13 protein-coding genes are annotated in these 15,054 nt (G+C 64.6%); 1 reads left to right on the top strand and 12 read right to left on the bottom strand.

Annotation, left to right across the window (positions count from 1 at the left end):
- Window positions 1–1,102: 1,102 nt before the first annotated feature.
- The 7 genes from GF405_01305 to GF405_01275 all read right to left on the bottom strand — a co-directional run bounded on the left by GF405_01305 (window position 1,103) and on the right by GF405_01275 (window position 10,540).
- Window positions 1,103–2,089: a PorV/PorQ family protein gene (locus GF405_01305; GenBank protein MBD3366792.1), complete on the bottom strand. Its 987-nt coding sequence runs from the start codon at window positions 2,087–2,089 to the stop codon at window positions 1,103–1,105.
- 98 nt (window positions 2,090–2,187) lie between these two features.
- Window positions 2,188–3,159, bottom strand: coding sequence for a PorV/PorQ family protein (locus GF405_01300; GenBank protein MBD3366791.1), 972 nt, complete (start codon window positions 3,157–3,159; stop codon window positions 2,188–2,190).
- A 63-nt stretch (window positions 3,160–3,222) separates the two neighbouring features.
- Window positions 3,223–5,484, bottom strand: coding sequence for a hypothetical protein (locus tag GF405_01295; GenBank protein ID MBD3366790.1), 2,262 nt, complete (start codon window positions 5,482–5,484; stop codon window positions 3,223–3,225).
- Window positions 5,485–5,584: 100 nt separating this feature from the next.
- Entirely contained in the window at window positions 5,585–8,329 is a 2,745-nt protein-coding gene (locus GF405_01290) for a TonB-dependent receptor (GenBank protein ID MBD3366789.1), read from the bottom strand.
- A 143-nt stretch (window positions 8,330–8,472) separates the two neighbouring features.
- The gene (locus tag GF405_01285; GenBank protein ID MBD3366788.1) at window positions 8,473–9,228 is read right to left on the bottom strand and encodes a hypothetical protein; all 756 of its coding nucleotides are present in this window, start codon (window positions 9,226–9,228) and stop codon (window positions 8,473–8,475) included.
- 163 nt (window positions 9,229–9,391) lie between these two features.
- On the bottom strand, window positions 9,392–10,075 hold the full coding sequence (locus tag GF405_01280; GenBank protein ID MBD3366787.1) for a hypothetical protein: 684 nt from the start codon (window positions 10,073–10,075) through the stop codon (window positions 9,392–9,394).
- A 6-nt stretch (window positions 10,076–10,081) separates the two neighbouring features.
- Window positions 10,082–10,540: a hypothetical protein gene (locus tag GF405_01275; GenBank protein MBD3366786.1), complete on the bottom strand. Its 459-nt coding sequence runs from the start codon at window positions 10,538–10,540 to the stop codon at window positions 10,082–10,084.
- Window positions 10,541–10,550: 10 nt separating this feature from the next.
- Here GF405_01275 and GF405_01270 point away from each other — a divergent pair, with 10 nt between their 5' ends.
- A complete protein-coding gene (locus GF405_01270) occupies window positions 10,551–10,733 on the top strand; it encodes a twin-arginine translocation signal domain-containing protein (GenBank protein MBD3366785.1) in 183 nt (60 codons plus the stop codon).
- A 195-nt stretch (window positions 10,734–10,928) separates the two neighbouring features.
- Here GF405_01270 and GF405_01265 read toward each other — a convergent pair whose 3' ends face one another.
- The 5 genes from GF405_01265 to GF405_01245 are packed head-to-tail and all read right to left on the bottom strand — an operon-like array spanning window position 10,929 to window position 15,008.
- A complete protein-coding gene (locus GF405_01265; protein ID MBD3366784.1) occupies window positions 10,929–11,603 on the bottom strand; it encodes a hypothetical protein in 675 nt (224 codons plus the stop codon).
- 13 nt (window positions 11,604–11,616) lie between these two features.
- Window positions 11,617–12,813 (bottom strand): hypothetical protein, encoded by a 1,197-nt coding sequence (locus GF405_01260; protein MBD3366783.1) that lies wholly within the window; start codon window positions 12,811–12,813, stop codon window positions 11,617–11,619.
- Window positions 12,814–12,842: 29 nt separating this feature from the next.
- Complete coding sequence (locus tag GF405_01255; protein MBD3366782.1) at window positions 12,843–13,493, bottom strand: hypothetical protein; 651 nt, start codon at window positions 13,491–13,493, stop codon at window positions 12,843–12,845.
- Window positions 13,494–14,336, bottom strand: coding sequence for a hypothetical protein (locus tag GF405_01250; protein ID MBD3366781.1), 843 nt, complete (start codon window positions 14,334–14,336; stop codon window positions 13,494–13,496). It abuts the gene before it with no gap.
- A gap of 42 nt (window positions 14,337–14,378) precedes the next feature.
- On the bottom strand, window positions 14,379–15,008 hold the full coding sequence (locus GF405_01245) for a hypothetical protein (protein ID MBD3366780.1): 630 nt from the start codon (window positions 15,006–15,008) through the stop codon (window positions 14,379–14,381).
- Window positions 15,009–15,054 lie beyond the last annotated feature (46 nt).

Here is a 15,054-nt window from a genome sequence, read left to right as displayed (position 1 = left end):
GTGAGGCTCCGGCGCTTCTCTTGTTCCGTGCGCTCGGGAACGCCGCGCGTCTCAGCGGGCCATCACGAGGGAGGTTCGCGCCGTTCCGGCACTACAGGTCCCCCCAGGACGGACGCAGAAGAGACGTCCGCGACGAGATCGCCCGAGCCCGGCAGCGGGACCCCGGGCCCCAGTGCGAGATGGCGAGCTGGCAGGAGTGTGTCGCGTCGACGCGAGAGGAACCCCCGACGACGACCCTGGACGTGAAGGCGAGCGGACCGTGATACAGATCGACGGCGGAACCGCAGCAAAGCCGCTGCCGCGGGCTTTCGAAGAACGTCCAACTCACCGGGACGACGTCGGCGCCCTTCCCTGCCACCAGGCTCTCCCGGTCCCCGCCGTCCTCGAAGACGCACTCTTCGAAGCTCCTCCGTGCGGACGGTTCCCGGAACGGGAATGCCGCCAGGCGTTGTGACGGAGGATCACGCGGCTTGAGACCGGTGCGGCGCCGGTGAAGACCGGGAGTGCCGAGACGTCGTGGCATTCCCTGAACACGACGTCAAGGAGGGGCGGCGCCGAGCTTGAGCTGCGGTCCGCTCAGTCCTCTCCATCATGCATGCTGCAGATGGCGAAGACACAGTTCCTGAAGGTCGGCTTGCTCCCCGGCCAGACGCTTGCTCCCCCTCCCCCGCGCGTGCACCTGCAGGCGTGGCAGAGGAGGTCGCTGACGAGGACAATGAGTCGATACGGCAGGAGAGACACCGCCGAACGAGCCTCCCAGCCCGCGGACCGACATCACAGCATGCTCGGAACAGGCGGTTCTTGAGGACCCCGGTCCGACCCTTCCCGCATGCACCAGCCGAGCTGTAACCTCAGGGGCCGCCGTCGGCGTCGCCCCCGGACGACGTCGAGGTGATCATGGTGAGAGGCGTCTGGTGCGCGAGGCGGGACACGGATCGCGGTGCACGCAGGGCGCGGCCCTCTTCGATGAGCCACCGGGTGACCGACCGACACACCGCGACGACCACGCGATGAGCCCCGTTCGCGTACAGGTCAAACAGAGACGCCCGCGGCCGTTCGGCCGCGGGCGTTGATCCCGATCGCAGGCTGAGGCGCGGAAGCGCTAGAACATGAACGAGACCGCGATACGGTGCGAGGCGTCGAGATTATCATGCGGGAGATACGCGTAGTCGACCCGTGAGTCGACCTCCTGGCTCGTCGGGAAGTGCACGCCGAACCCCGCGGTCAGCCCCTCCTCATCGTACCCGAGCCTGTAGCCGAGACGACCGTACACGTAGATGGGACCGGTGTGGAACGTGTACTCGGTCCCCATGTTGATGCGGCTCATGCCGTTGGCGGTGTAGCGGTAGTCGCCGGCAACGACGACCCTGTGCGTGACGACGTCGTAGACCCTCATTGACGCGCCGACCCGGTAGTTCATCGGCAGCGAGAAGTTCTCACCGAAGTTCGTCTCGGACCCGGTATTGGCCCAGCGGTTCTCCGGCCCGACGTTCATCACGGCGGCGCCGAGCCTGAGGTTCCTCATGCGCGTGTCCCACAGGACGCCGAAGTCGGCGGCCATTCCCTCACAGAACGCGTCGGCCAGCGCCAGATGGTAGTACTTGATGGTCGTCGCGGCGGCCAGGCGGTCGCTGAACTCCCAGCAGTAGGTCCCGCCCCAGCACATGTCGCCCGCGTCCACGTTGTCGATGATCCCGATGCCGAACTCGCTGTCGGGGTCGTAGTACTCCGTCTTCTCCTTATAGGGCGGCATCTGCATGATGGTCCAGCTCATGGCGAAGACGCCGGGGATGTAGCTGTGCCTGAAACCGTAGCTCAGGTGCTGATAGGACACGCCGGCCGGCCAGGTCGAGTGCGAGATGTTGATCTGGCTGCCCTCGAGGAACATGAGTCCGGCGGGGTTGTAGAAGACGCAGTTGGCATCGTCGGCGAGCCCGGTGAACGCGCCCCCCATGCCGATCTGTCTCGTCCCGCCGTCGACCTCGAGGAACGCGGCGAGGTGCGTGCCGACGCCGGATGCGCTCGCTGTCGACGCGCACACGAGGAGAAACGCAAGCAGCACGCCCGCGATCACATAGAACCTGCGCAAGAGGGTACTCCTTTCTTGTATCCGCGCTCGCAATGGTCACCGGCCGCTTCGTCAGGCCCAGGGCCGGACGCCGGGGGGCTCAGGTCGGAGCGCGTTCTCTAGAACTCCACCGTGGCGCCCACTCTGTGGACGCCTCCGAGGAGTCCGAAGTCGGTGTAGCTGTAATCGACCCCTACACGCCCGACGCCGCCGATGGTCAATCTGGCGCCCGCGCCAGCGGTGAAGCTCTCCTCGTCGTAGTTCATCTTGTAACCGGCACGCAGGTAGTACCGCCTGTTCAGCGTGTACTCGGCACCGACGTTGACCTTCTCCGACGTGTCCGACGGGTGGCGAAACTCGGCCGCCACCGTGACGGTCTGGTTCGCGTCGTCGATCACGTCCATCGACACACCGAACTTGAACGTCGTCGGGACAGGCACCGGCTCATCGATGTACGTCGCGTCGGCGCCCATGTTCTGGATGCAGAGTCCGATCCTCAGTGACCGGAAGCCGGTATCGTAGAGCGTGCCGAAGTCGCCGACGAAACCGTCGACTGAGTAGTCCTCGAGCCCCTCGACACCGAGCGCCGAGAGATCGCCCAGCCCCGAGTGGAACCATCTCAGGGTACCGCCTGCGGCGAACCGGTCGGTCAGGATCCGGGTGTAGGTCAGTCCGACCGCGAAATCCGACGGCTGAAAATCGACGCCCACACCGTCGGGATTATCGGCCGTGAGTATCGGCATCGAGTCCATCTGCAGTGACGTCACGCTCACACCGACGATACCCGGGATGAAGCCGGGACGCATTGCGAATCCCGCAAACTGATGCGTGATGTCGCCGGGCCACGTCCCGTAGGTGAAGAGAGCCGTCCGTGTCGTGACAGTCCTGAGACCGGCAGGATTCCAGTAGAGCGATTCCACGCCCTCGGTTGCGGCGACCATCGCCTCGCCCATCGCCGTACCACGCGGTCCCGCCCCGATTTCAAGGAACTGGAATCCGACCGTCCCGACCTTCTCAAAAATCTCCACCGCCGAAGCCGGCCCTGCAAGGAGCCCCACGACGACGAGGGTTACAAGCAGTCTCTTAGTCAACGACGATCCTCCTTCCGCCGGCCGCGCAGGTCTCCGCCGTGGGTCGGCGAGCCGGCGACGCGCTTACTTGACGATGACGAACTTGCCGATCTTCTCACCGACCGGGGAGTCGATATGGTAGAGATAAACGCCGCTGACGATGATCTGGTTGTTCCTCGAGATCATGTTCCAGCAGGCGTCGCCACCGGTCTCCTCGGCATCGACGTACAACGTCTTCACGAGTTCGCCACCCAGTGAGTAGATGCGCACGACAGCGTCGCGCGGCAAGTTCTGGAAGCAGATCTTCTCGCCCGTCGGGTCCGTTTCGTCCGGGGCGAGATTCCAACGCGAGATGTACTCGTGGTTGACGTACGGGTTCGGGACGACGCGCACCTCGTCGAGCGTACCCTGAACATCCGAGTTCGGGATGACGACCGACTTGACCTGGCTGTACTTGCCGAAGTGATAGACGGTTCCACCTTCCTCGGTCCAGGTGCTGTCGTACGCGGTGACCGAGTACCAGTACGAGAAGCCGTTCTTCACGAGGGTGTCCGTGAAGGCGTATTTGCCGATACCGTCGAGTCCCGTGTCGTACTGATCGAGCTCGACTCCGCCGTCGCCGCGGTCGATGTCGAGGATGAGCTGCCAGTCCTGATCCCTGGGCTCGCTGGACTCCCGGGTCCAGCCCACGGCCTTCCACACCTGATAGCCGAAGAAGTCTCTCTCACGTGTCAGCGGATCGGCGATATCCTCCGGGTAGTCGTCCCACTCGATCCTGACGAAACCGTCGCCGGTCGTTATCGACTGGTTCGGAGGGGGCGGCGGCGTGTCGGCCACCCAGTTGATCCTGACGCTGTCGACAAGTTCTCCCTCGCAGTCCGGCACGGTCGACTCCTTGCCGGAGAGCCCGTTGTAGATCTGCTGGGCGGTCGCCGCGTTCTGCAGCATGCCGTCGTAGCCCTGACCGGCAACGAACGCGTACTGGAACTGAAGCGTGTCGCCCGGCAGGATCTCCCGGAAGGGACCGGCCGAGAGCATCATGCGCCAGTCTTGCGGCGCATCCGCGTCGCGGTCGATGTTCACGCGCCACTCATCGTCCTCGTCGATCTGGCCGTCGCCGTCGTTGTCCTCGAGGTCGCGGAGAGGAAAGTCGGCGGGACCGCGCAGGTAGCGGTAACGGTCCTGGTCGTCGTCGGGATCCTCTGTTCCACTCGACCAGATCTCGAAGGCGTGAACACGGACCCTGGTCGGAGCGCCGGGAAGCTGCCCCGGATCGAGCGTGTCCGGATCGGACGTCGGATGTCCGAGGAACATGCAGCCGAAGTACCCGTCGGTGATGTTGCCGTCCTCACCGTACGGGTCGTCGTACATGTAGCAGAGCGTAATGGCGAGCGTGTCGGTCTTCGTCGGATCGTTGGGATTCGGCGTGGTGATCAGCGTGTCCGCGAAACCGCCGCGGTCGTCGTTGTAGTAGAGGATCTCGTCGCTGTCGGGACCGGCGTCGGCGTCCACCATGAAGCCGACGTAGGCCATCCGAATGGTGTCCTCTCCGATGTTGATCACCTTGTAGTCGATGCCGACGAAGTCGTCCGTCAGCTCGCTCGTCCACTGATAGCTCTCCTGGATGACCCTGAGCCCGAGACTCCTGTGCGGGTCGCTGTCGTAGAGACCGTCGGTGTTGACGATCTCCTCGTAGGTGTCCTCATACTCCATCCGGTACATCTGCTGGGAGACGGCCGCGAAGTCCTCGTCGATCAGACCGTCACCGTCGTTGTCGATACCGTCGAGCGGGTCCTCGTCGTACCAGATGAAGGGGTCGTCCGGGTTGTAGATATGGTCCGCGCAGTCGCCGTCGTCGTCCGTCAGGCGGTCGCCTCCGGCCGCGCCCTCCCAGGCTTCGAAGATCCTCTTGAGGAGGTCGTCGTAGTCCGGCCGGAACTCCAGCTGGTAGACCGCCGCCGACACGAGTGTATCCGGCTCGCCGGTGTTCTCGTTCGGCACGATCCCGCCGACCCAGAGACCTGCGCCATAGAGGTACTCGATGTTGCTGCCCGCGGGCCACTCGCCGGACGGTGCATCGGGCTCGTAGAAATACAGCTTGCCGAACACGCCGAGGTTGCTGACGTGCAGGAGAAGCTGCCCGACGTTGTGAAACCGACCATAGTGGTCGACCACACGCGTGCCCATGTGAAAGTCGCTGTCCGCGACATGATCGGGCGCCATGGCAGCCGCCGGCGACGCTCCGATGGTCGCCAGCAGAGCGACCGCCGCCGCCACGAGGGCGAGGCCCCGTCCGGCGCGCTGCAGACGGCCGCGGCTTGCTGCCGCGCTCCAGCCGATCTTCATCAACTTCCTCCGCTCATTTCGAAGTAGTCCTGCTCGAAGCACCGGGAGCACCAGCGGGCGCACGAAGCGCCCCCTCCGCTCCCGGCGCCGGATTCTCTCACTACCAGTCGAAAGCGACACCGATGCGGATGAGTCGACCCTCCTGGTAGACGGACGGGTCGTTCAGAGGCTCGAGACGCTCACGTCCCTCCGCGTCGGTCTCGACGTAGGCTCCGCCCAGCTCTCCGGTCATCGTGTAGTACTCGGCACCGTAGGTACCCAGGCCGACGATGTTCCTCTTGTCGAAGACGTTCAGCGCCTCGAAGAACAGCCGGAACTCCTGACCGTAGAGCTGGTACTTCTTCGTTCCTCGCAGGTTCAGGATCTGATGGGAGGGCTTGCGTCCGGAGTTGACCTCCTCGGGCTCGACCTCCTTCTGACCCAGAACGACAGGCGTATACGGCGTTCCGCTGCCGTAGTTGTAGTCGAACGTGACCTCCCAGTTGCCCGGGTCGCTGATGAAGAGGAAGCCGGTCACGGTGTGCCGCTCGTCCCAGTCAAGCGGGATCTCCTTCAGGGGCTGTCGCGGCAGACCCTCTGCCTCGGCTCTGGCGCCCGCGTTCTCGTCGGACGACACGCCGGTGGCCTGCAGCCAGGTGTAGGTGAAGTTGCCCGAGAAGAAGTTCGAGAACCGCTTGTTCAGCTTGAACTCGATGCCCCGGACCGAGGCGTAGTCCTTGTTGACGTACGTGTAGACCGTACCCTCGGTCGTACCGCGGTCGTACTCCTCGGTCGCCAGAAGGCCGAAGATGTCCTTGTAAAAGCCCGTCACGTCCATCGCCAGGTTCTTCGAGAACTGATGTTCCGCGCCGAACTGGTACGAGGTCGTGACCTCGGGGTCGAGACCCGAGTACCCGATGATGCTCCCGGCCGACGCGCGGTCGAGATTCTCCCCCGCCTCGTAGTAGGCCGTGAGACGCGGCATCTGGTAGAAGCGCCCGTAATGGAAGTGGAGCGCGTCGCGGTCACTGATCGGGTGCGCGATGCCGAGTCTCGGCGAGAGCACGGCGTCCACACGCTCGCGCCAGATCTGACGCTCGCCGACGCTGGACGAGGGGCCCGGGTCGGACCAGTCGAGTCTCAGCCCCGCTCGGACGATCATACCCTCGTAGCGCATCCTGTCCTGCACATACATCGCACCGTGGCTCGGGAAGCCCTTGAAGAAGTTGTGCTGGTAGCGCTCGTCGGTGTTGAGCGCGCGGTCCCAATCGAAGAACTGGAAGTCCTCGGCGAGCGTATCGGACGGACTGCCGACAAGCGACAGAAGATGACCGAAGTCGAGTCTCTTGACGTCGAGCTCGTTGTAGACGACCTCGACACCGGTCTTCATCTGATGCGTCTCGCTCGCCTGGTTCGTCAGATCCGCCTTGAAGGTCGTCGCACTGGTGACCTGCTTCGACCAGGACAGGTTGTCGCCCCACACCCGGTAATACCCGGGCTCCGGGTTCAGGTCGCCGTCCGAATCGGGGTCGGTGACCCTGCCGCCCGGCAGATAGGGCTCCCACCAGTAGTCGTTCGGATCCTCGTACAGCCAGTAGTTCTCCTCGGTGTCGAACCGGGCGAACTTGACCGTGTAGAACGTGGTCGGCGACACGTTGTCGCGCCACACGACCTTCCGCTGGGTGAACTCGGTCTCCCGGTGAGGCGTGTGTTCGGCGGCGTTGTAGTACTTGTAGGTCGTGTCGAGCGCGACGTGCGACCAGTCCTCATACTCCTGGGACCAGTACCCCTCTCTCGAGTAGCTGTGGCTGTAGAAGTCCCGCACGGTCTGCGAGTAGAGGAACTCCGCCGTCATCTTCTTCGTCGGCGTCACGAACCAGGAGAGCTTCGCCTGGCCGGAGCCCAGCATCGACTGGCGCTCGCGGAACGTGATGCCGAACGGCAGCTCGTGCTGCTCCCTGACCTCGTTCGTTTTGAGATACGTGTCGGAGAACTTGCCCTCACCCGAGACGTAGTAGCGGAACTTCTCGGTGAAGAGCGGACCGCCCATGCCGAAGGAGATGTTGTCGAAGTTGTCGTAGGTCCGCTCGGGCGCTCCGTAGTCGTCGGTCATGTACTTGATCTCGCCCGAGAAATCGCGGCCGCCCTCTCGCGTCTGGAGGTTGATGACGCCGGACTGCACGTTGCCGTACTCGGCGTCGAAGCCGCCGGAGAGAAGCTCGAACTCGGAGAGCGACGACAGGCTGACCTCGAGGTTGCCCGTGCCGCTCGCACCGTCGGTGATCGCGATACCATCGACGTACATCTTCACCTCGGAGCTTCGTCCGCCGCGGACGTGGATCTCGCCCTCGTGGACGATAACACCGGGCTGGGTGGCGATCGCCTCCTGGACCGTGTTGATCGGACGGACCTTGACCTCTTCCTCGTCCATGCCGCGCCGGGTCGTCGTGTCCTCGGTTTCGATCATCGGGCGCTCAGCCTCGACGACGACCTCCTCGGCCTCGAAGACGGTCGGCTGGAGGTTGAACTCGATCTCGGTCGTCCGATCCTGTTCGATCACGACGTCCGTGATCTTCTGCTGCTCGTATCCGATGAATGACGCCTGCACGACGTACGTGCCGACGGGCACGAGGTCGATGAGGAACTCGCCCTGCTGGTTGCAGGCGCTCCCGTATCCCGTCCCCACGACAGAGACGTTGGCGAAGGCGAGCGGGTTCCCGGTCTCCGCGTCGTACACCGTACCGGCGATCTTGCCGGTCCCCTGCTGTCCGAGCGCCGGCGCCGCCGCCACGAGCAGAAGCAGCAGAGCAACGGCGATGGTGCGTGCAGAGCCACGCTCCCGGGACATCGGTCTCGGTAGTCTCATGGTCTCATCGTCTCCTTAGGGGGTCATCCGGCATCAATGGATACACGGCTCCACCCGCGGGAACGGGCGAGCGCCGGTCGCTCTTCCTCTCACTAGGCATAGTACACTCGCCACCGGGGGTTGTCAACAGGTTTTTCCTCACCCTAAGCTACGACTGCACGCTCAGTTGCGAGCTTTTCGGCGTCCGCTTTCTCGTGCTCCGTGAGGCCTCCTTCATCGAGCTCGACGCCCCACGCGTTCTCGAATCCCAGACGGACCGCCCGCGCCACCTCGTCGAAGCTCACGGGACGCCCCAGCTCCCGCTCGAGGGTCGTCGTCTTCGAGCGGAGCGCGCGTCGGAAGATCTCGCGCTCCCGCTCACTGCGCGCCCGCTGAACCTCGGCCAGCTGTTCGTGCGTGGCGTCGATGAGGAGCGAGCCGTGCTGGAGCAGCGCCCGGCCGACCCTGCGCTGGGCGCTCCCGACGAGCTTCCGTCCGCCCACGACCACCTCGTAGCGGCCGGCGCTCGCGAAGCACGGGGGACTGGCTCCCTCGCCCCGCGACCTCGGGTCCGACGCGACCTGCGCGAGCTCGGCCCTGAGCCCCAGGAGCGAGAGCCCCGCCACAAGAGCCTGCGCGATGGCCAGATAGGCCTCCATGATGGTCGTTCCGAGCGGCGGCACCCCCGAGGGACCGACCACGCTGTAGGTCAGTTCGCCCGCGTGCAGAACGGCCCGTCCGCCGGTCGGCCTGACGACGACACCAAACCCTCTCCGGCGGCACTCGTCGATGTCGAGCTCGCGTTCGATGTCCTGGGAGTATCCGGTGGAGACGGTCGGTGGCTCCCAGCCGTAGACACGCACCGTCGGCGGCGCCTCGCCCCGGTTGACCGCCGCGAGCACGGCCTCGTCGACCGCCATGTTTACGGGGCCGCTCGAGGTACCGGAGTTGAGAAAGCGCCACGCTTCCACTACGAACCTCTCCGCTTGAGGACCTCCGCCGGGAGGACCCGTGTCTGGGGGGCCATGGAACTGCCTTGAAGCGGCGCGGCCGTCCGGTCGACCGCGCCAGGGGGCAGGACGATCACTCGATGATGTGGAGCCAGTCGCTCAGAAGGAACGAGATCCTCCCGATCAGGAGCGACACGCGCCCCATCACCGTGTATCCGAACGATGCGCCGAAGGCGACCATCAGATACCAGATACCGAGCTTCGCCACGGCGCCGAGCGCTCCCTTATGCTCCTTGGAGAAGAAGAAGTAGATGAGCACCGAGATGACGCCGACGATGGCCACGATGTTGAAGATGTTCAGCATGGCGCCGCCGCCAGTGATCGGCGTCGCCATCGTCGCGTAGATCTGCTCGACGAAGTCGCCCTGCGCGAATCCCGTCAGGTTGACGGCCGCGTACATGCCGACGATGAAACCGAGTGCCCATCGGGAGAGCCACGACAGCTTCGGGAAGAAGCGCAGGAGCATGAAGACCGCGAGGATCCCGGGGAAGACCCGCCACCACATGACCGGGTCGCCCGAGTCGCCCGGAAAGAGCGCCTGGAAGAGCTTGGGCTTGAGCGTGTTGTGATACAGCATCGCCAGCCAGTAGGCGGCCCCGAGGCCCACGAAGAGGCTCTCAGCGAACTTGTAGAGCGGATTGTCCTTGTACAGGAAGCTGTAGATGGCGATCGTCAGAAGCGCCGCCACCCAGTAGCCCCACACCACGGAGGCCGGGGTGCCGGGCGGGCCCCTGAAGATGAGCTCAAGGTACTCCATGCCTTCCTAGCTCGCTTCCTGGCCGGACTTCCGGCGGGTGAAGAAGAACACGACGTTCCCGAAGAGGATGAAGAACACGATCAGACCGTGGACGACCGACTGGGCGTCCATGCCCGCGGTCGCGTCGGCCGGGTATTCGACCAGCATCTCGTACTCTGCCGCTCCCTTCAGACCGCCGAGGAGACCGAGCAGCTGTCCGCTCTGCACGTACGGGTAGAAGTTCGGCGCCCCGACCGCTGTCGTTCCCGAACCGACGCGTACGTCGAAGCGCGAGACGACCTGCTGCACCCACTCGCGCGTGCCGGGCGTCCCGGCCGAGACCTCCAGTACGATGGCGATGTCGTCGAAGTTCTCAACCTCCTGCATGAGCGGCAGGTCCCGGACGGGCGTGCCGTAGTAGTCGCTCGGGAACGTGTTCGGGATACTCGAACCCATCCCCAGAAGCACGACCGGGCCGCCGGTCATGTAGCCCAGATTGACGAAGTCGACACCGTACTCCTTGTCGTACTCCTCTGCCAGCGGCGTCAGGGCGGCCTCGACGAGCGGCGGCGATGCGGGCCAGAGACAGGCGACCACAACACGGAGGTCCTTCTTGAAAGCGTGCCTCAGCATCGCCTCGGTCATCGGCTGCAGCTCGGGCATCGTGTCGGGGCTGTAGTCCCCTCCGAAGAGCACGATGGAACCCGGGGGCAGCTCGTCGACCGCCTCGTAGAGGCGCTCAACGGGCGGCGACGTGCTCATCGGCAGCCTGAGCGGCTGGATGAGCGGCCACCCGACCGCGATGAAGATCAGGGTGAAGATGATCCGGCGGTCGATGCGCCGTATGTCGAAGCCCTTCGTCTCGGCCACGCGGCTACTTCTCCCCGCCCAGATACGAGCGCTCGATCCCCAGGATGATGCGCAGTCCCATGGCCATGACGCCGAGCGCGGCACCCATCAGGATCCCGCGGAAGGCCGCCATGTTGGGATACTCCATGATCACCTCAGTCAGCCACGGAAGCTGGGCCTTCTCCGGCAGGTTCTGGGTGAGCGCCTGCCCGAGCGGTACACGCCCCAGCATCACAATGATCGCGGCGATAAGCAGAAGACTCGCCTCGGCCGACCTGAGTCTGAAGGCGCGGTAGGCCGCGGACGCGATAAAGAAGGCCAGCAGTGAGAACATCGTCGCCTGGAGGGGCACCTGCATGTTGAGGAACATCCAGTTGAAGTACGATCCCTCCTCCACGGTGCCGACCATCTCGTTCGGCCCCAGCGTCTCGCCGGGCCAGAGCCCGAACCACAGCATGACGGCCATGATGGCGAGGAGCACGATCGAGTACCCCCAGCCCTCCTCCTTTCGCGCGATCTTCTTCGAGTGCACGCGCAGGAGGTTTCCGATCCCCAGGAGGATCGACGCGGCGATGATGATCGTCCCCCACTGCTTGAGCTCCTCGGCCGACGCAGAGACGTAGGCGTGCGGCACGAAGAAGTCGACGATCATGAACATGCCGACGAGGAACGTGATGGCGATGGGGACTTCTCTTCTCATCTCTGCCGCTTCCCTAGCCGGTCCTGAACCAGTTGGAGAACGCCTCGTAGCCCGCGATCCGGAGTATGAGCCCGCTGAGCATGAGCGCGATGGAGATGACCTTCATGTAGTCTGAGCCTTTGAGACTCCCGAGGAGCTTCGGCTCCTTTGATAGATAGGCGCTCGCGGCGTAGAGCTCCTCGCCCAGGAGCGTGTAGTCGCAGGCCGTCACGAAGAACGGCAGCTGCGAGACCATCGCCGTGCCGGCCACCTGGATGGCTCCGGCCTCGAAGCCTGTCTCCGCCAGCAGCAGCGACTCGGCCCAGAACGCTCCCAGATAGAGATTCGCCGACGGCTTCTCGCGGAGCATGATGCCGTTGACGGCGCCCGCGAACGCAAACTGCGCATCCGAGAGGTACCTGATGTTGTCGGGATTGTACCGGTCGATCTGCCCTTCCTGCGCGTACGCCTCCTTGACCACCTCCTCGGCGGCCGACATGACGACGGCGCGCGCCGTCGGGACGATGAGCGGCGTCTCGTAGCGGGCCGTGATCCTGGCGACGTGCGAGAGGATCGACAGCGACGCGATCGTCATGATGTTGTCGATCTCACCGATGCCCGGCACGTACAGCACGGGTCGGCCCATCTCGGTCGCGCGACCAACGGCCTCCTCGATGGCGTTCAAACCGGGGATCCGGCGGACGAAGAGGTCGGTCCCGCGTTGCGCGAGATTCGTGAAGGTGATCACGAGCCCGAAGAACAGCAGGGTCAGCACGAGGACCGCCGCACGGGACGGCTGGAAGAAGCTGCGGACGCCCCTCACCGAAGGAGACGTCACGAACTCGGACAGGTTGACGCCGTCCGTCGCAGCCACGTGGTAGTAGTACGTCTGACCGGGCACGGCATCGCGATCGAGATACATCGTCTCGCCCGCGCCCGCGACGCCGGCCGTGTCGGCCGGGGCGTCGGGTTCCGTCGAGCGCATGACGAGGTAGCCGGTCACATCGCCGGTTTCCTCTCCCCCGTCGTCCGGCGAGAGCGCCCAGTGAACCTCGATGCGGTCGCCACCGTCGTTGTTGCTGATGTGGTCGCGCGCCGTCACGTCGGACACCGGGGCCGGGGGGATCGTGTCGACCACCGCGGCGGTCGTGTCGACCGGCGTCCCCACGGTCTCCTGAGCGCCGGCCGCGCCGGCGAGCAGGAGGAGGACGAGCAGCAGAGGGAGCTTCATTCGGTGCCTCACGACGCGCCTCACGTGAACTAGCCGAGGACCTGCCCGAAGAGCGGAATCCAGTCGTTCAGAAGGAAGTCGACCCGGCCGATCAGGAGCGACACACGGGACATGACCGTATACCCGAAGGAAGCCCCGAACCCGACCATGATGAAGACAATACCGATCCTGGCGAAGACGCCGAGAACGCCCCGATGCCTCATCGAGAAGAAGAAGTAGGTGAGCGTGCCGATGAGACCGACCACGAGCAGCACGTTGGTCAGGGTCGTGAGGGGCAGGGAGTTCGCGCCGATCTGCCTCAGGACCCTCGCCTGCATGACCGGCGAGATCCCGAGCCCGGCGTAGCCGCCGACGTAGATGCCGAGCGACCAGCGGCCGACCCAGCTGATCTTCGGGAAGAACCGCGTGTAGAGCAGGAGACCGAGGAGCCCGGGAATCAGCGCGAGCCACCACTGGGCCCCTCCGAAGGCTATCTGCTGGTCGCCGATGCGAAGGCCGAAGACCGGGGTTATGACGTTCGGATCGATGAAGTTGTAGTAGTAGATGACCAGATAGTACCCGGCCGAGACACCGACGACGAGGTGCTCAGCGAACTTGTAGAAGGGATTGTCCTTGTACAGGAAGCTGTAGACAGAGAGCGTCAGAATCGCTCCGATGGTCGTCCAGATCAGCGATGCCATCTAGGCCTCCCTCTCCGCCAGTCGCTTCCGCTTGCTCGCCCCGAAGTAGGCGATGTTCCCGAGGACGATCAGGATGATGATGAGGACGTGGATGGACGACTGCGAGTCCATGCCCCGGACGCCCTTGTCGTGCTGCTGGATGGTCTCCTCGTACTCGGCGGCTCCCCGCATCCCTCCGAGCAGCCCCGCAAGCTGTCCGGAACTCAGATAGGGATAGTAGTCCGTGGCGATGACAGCCGTCACTCCGGCGGCCACGTCCTGACCATACGGCTGGTTGGCGTAGTAGATCCACGCCTCAGCGATGCCGGAGCCGGCCATGGTCACGGCGAGCGGGATGTCGTCGTAGTTCCTGATGCCGTCCATCATCGGGATCTGGTTGAGCGGCGTTCCGTAGGCGTCCTCGGGGAAGACGTTCCTGATGTTGACCCCGAGACCGAGGATGACAGCCGAGATGCCCGGCTGGAACCCGAGGAAGCAGTAATCCTCTCCGTACGTCGATCCCGTTTCCTCCGCGACCTGGGTAACGGCACGCTCCGCAAGGCCGTAGCCGGCCGGGTGGAGCGTCATGACCACGACGTTCACGTCTCTCTGAAGCGAGTGCCTCAGGATGGCCAGCGCCATAGGCTCCAGCTCGGGAACCGTCGCCGGTGCGTAGTCCAGTGAGAGCAGGACCGGCTGGTCGTTGGGCGGGATCGCCTCAACGGCGTCGTGGAGTCTCTGCACCGGAGGCGTCACCACGATGGGGAGGCCGAGCGGCGCGAAGAACGGGATGACGACCGCGATGGCGATCACGAGGAAGATCCATCGCCGGTCGAAGTTCATCATGCGTTCGTATTTGTTCATCCATAACCTCCGGGCGCAGTCCGGCGCGTCGGGCTCGAGTAGCTACTCTCCGCCGCCCATCCACGCACGCTCGATGCCCAGCACGATCTTGAGTGCGGTCGCCATCATACCGAGACCGACGCCGATCATGATGCCGCGCTTCGCCGCCACGTTCGGCACGTTGAGAATCCACTGGGTCGCCGACGGGATGCCCTCGTAGATCAGATCGCCGATCGGCACCCGGCCCAGCATCACGATGCAGGCCGCGACCAGGAGCAGCGTCGCCTCGAGCGTTCTCGCGCGGAAGGCCCTGAACGCGGCGGAAGCGATGTAGAACGCCAGGAGCGAGAACATCGTCGCTTCGACCGGCACCTGCACGTTCTGGAAGACGAGATCGAACCACCCGCCGGGCGCGTTGTGCTCGGGGTGAAAGAACCCCAGCCCGATCATGGCGACGAGGCCGATCAGCGTCACCCAGCTGTATCCCCTGTCCTCCGCCCTGTTCCTGATCTTGTGGTAGTGCATCCGGATGAGGCTGACCGTCCCGAGGAGGAACGCGAACGCCAGGAGCGTCTGAAGCCAGCTCAACAGCCGCTCGTAGGAATCCTGAACAACAGGGTGCGGGATGAAGTACTGCACCGCCATGAACGTGCCGGCGATGAAGCAGAGAGCCAGTGGCAGCTGACGACGCATGGATCCTCCCTCCTAGCCGGTCACGAACCACGAGGCGGCGAAGTCG

The sequence above is a fragment of the Candidatus Effluviviaceae Genus V sp. genome (assembly GCA_014728125.1).
GTDB lineage: Bacteria > Joyebacterota > Joyebacteria > Joyebacterales > Joyebacteraceae > WJMD01.
The sequence above is the reverse complement of the archived record's forward strand: the minus strand, read 5'-3'. Positions and strand labels throughout refer to the sequence as shown.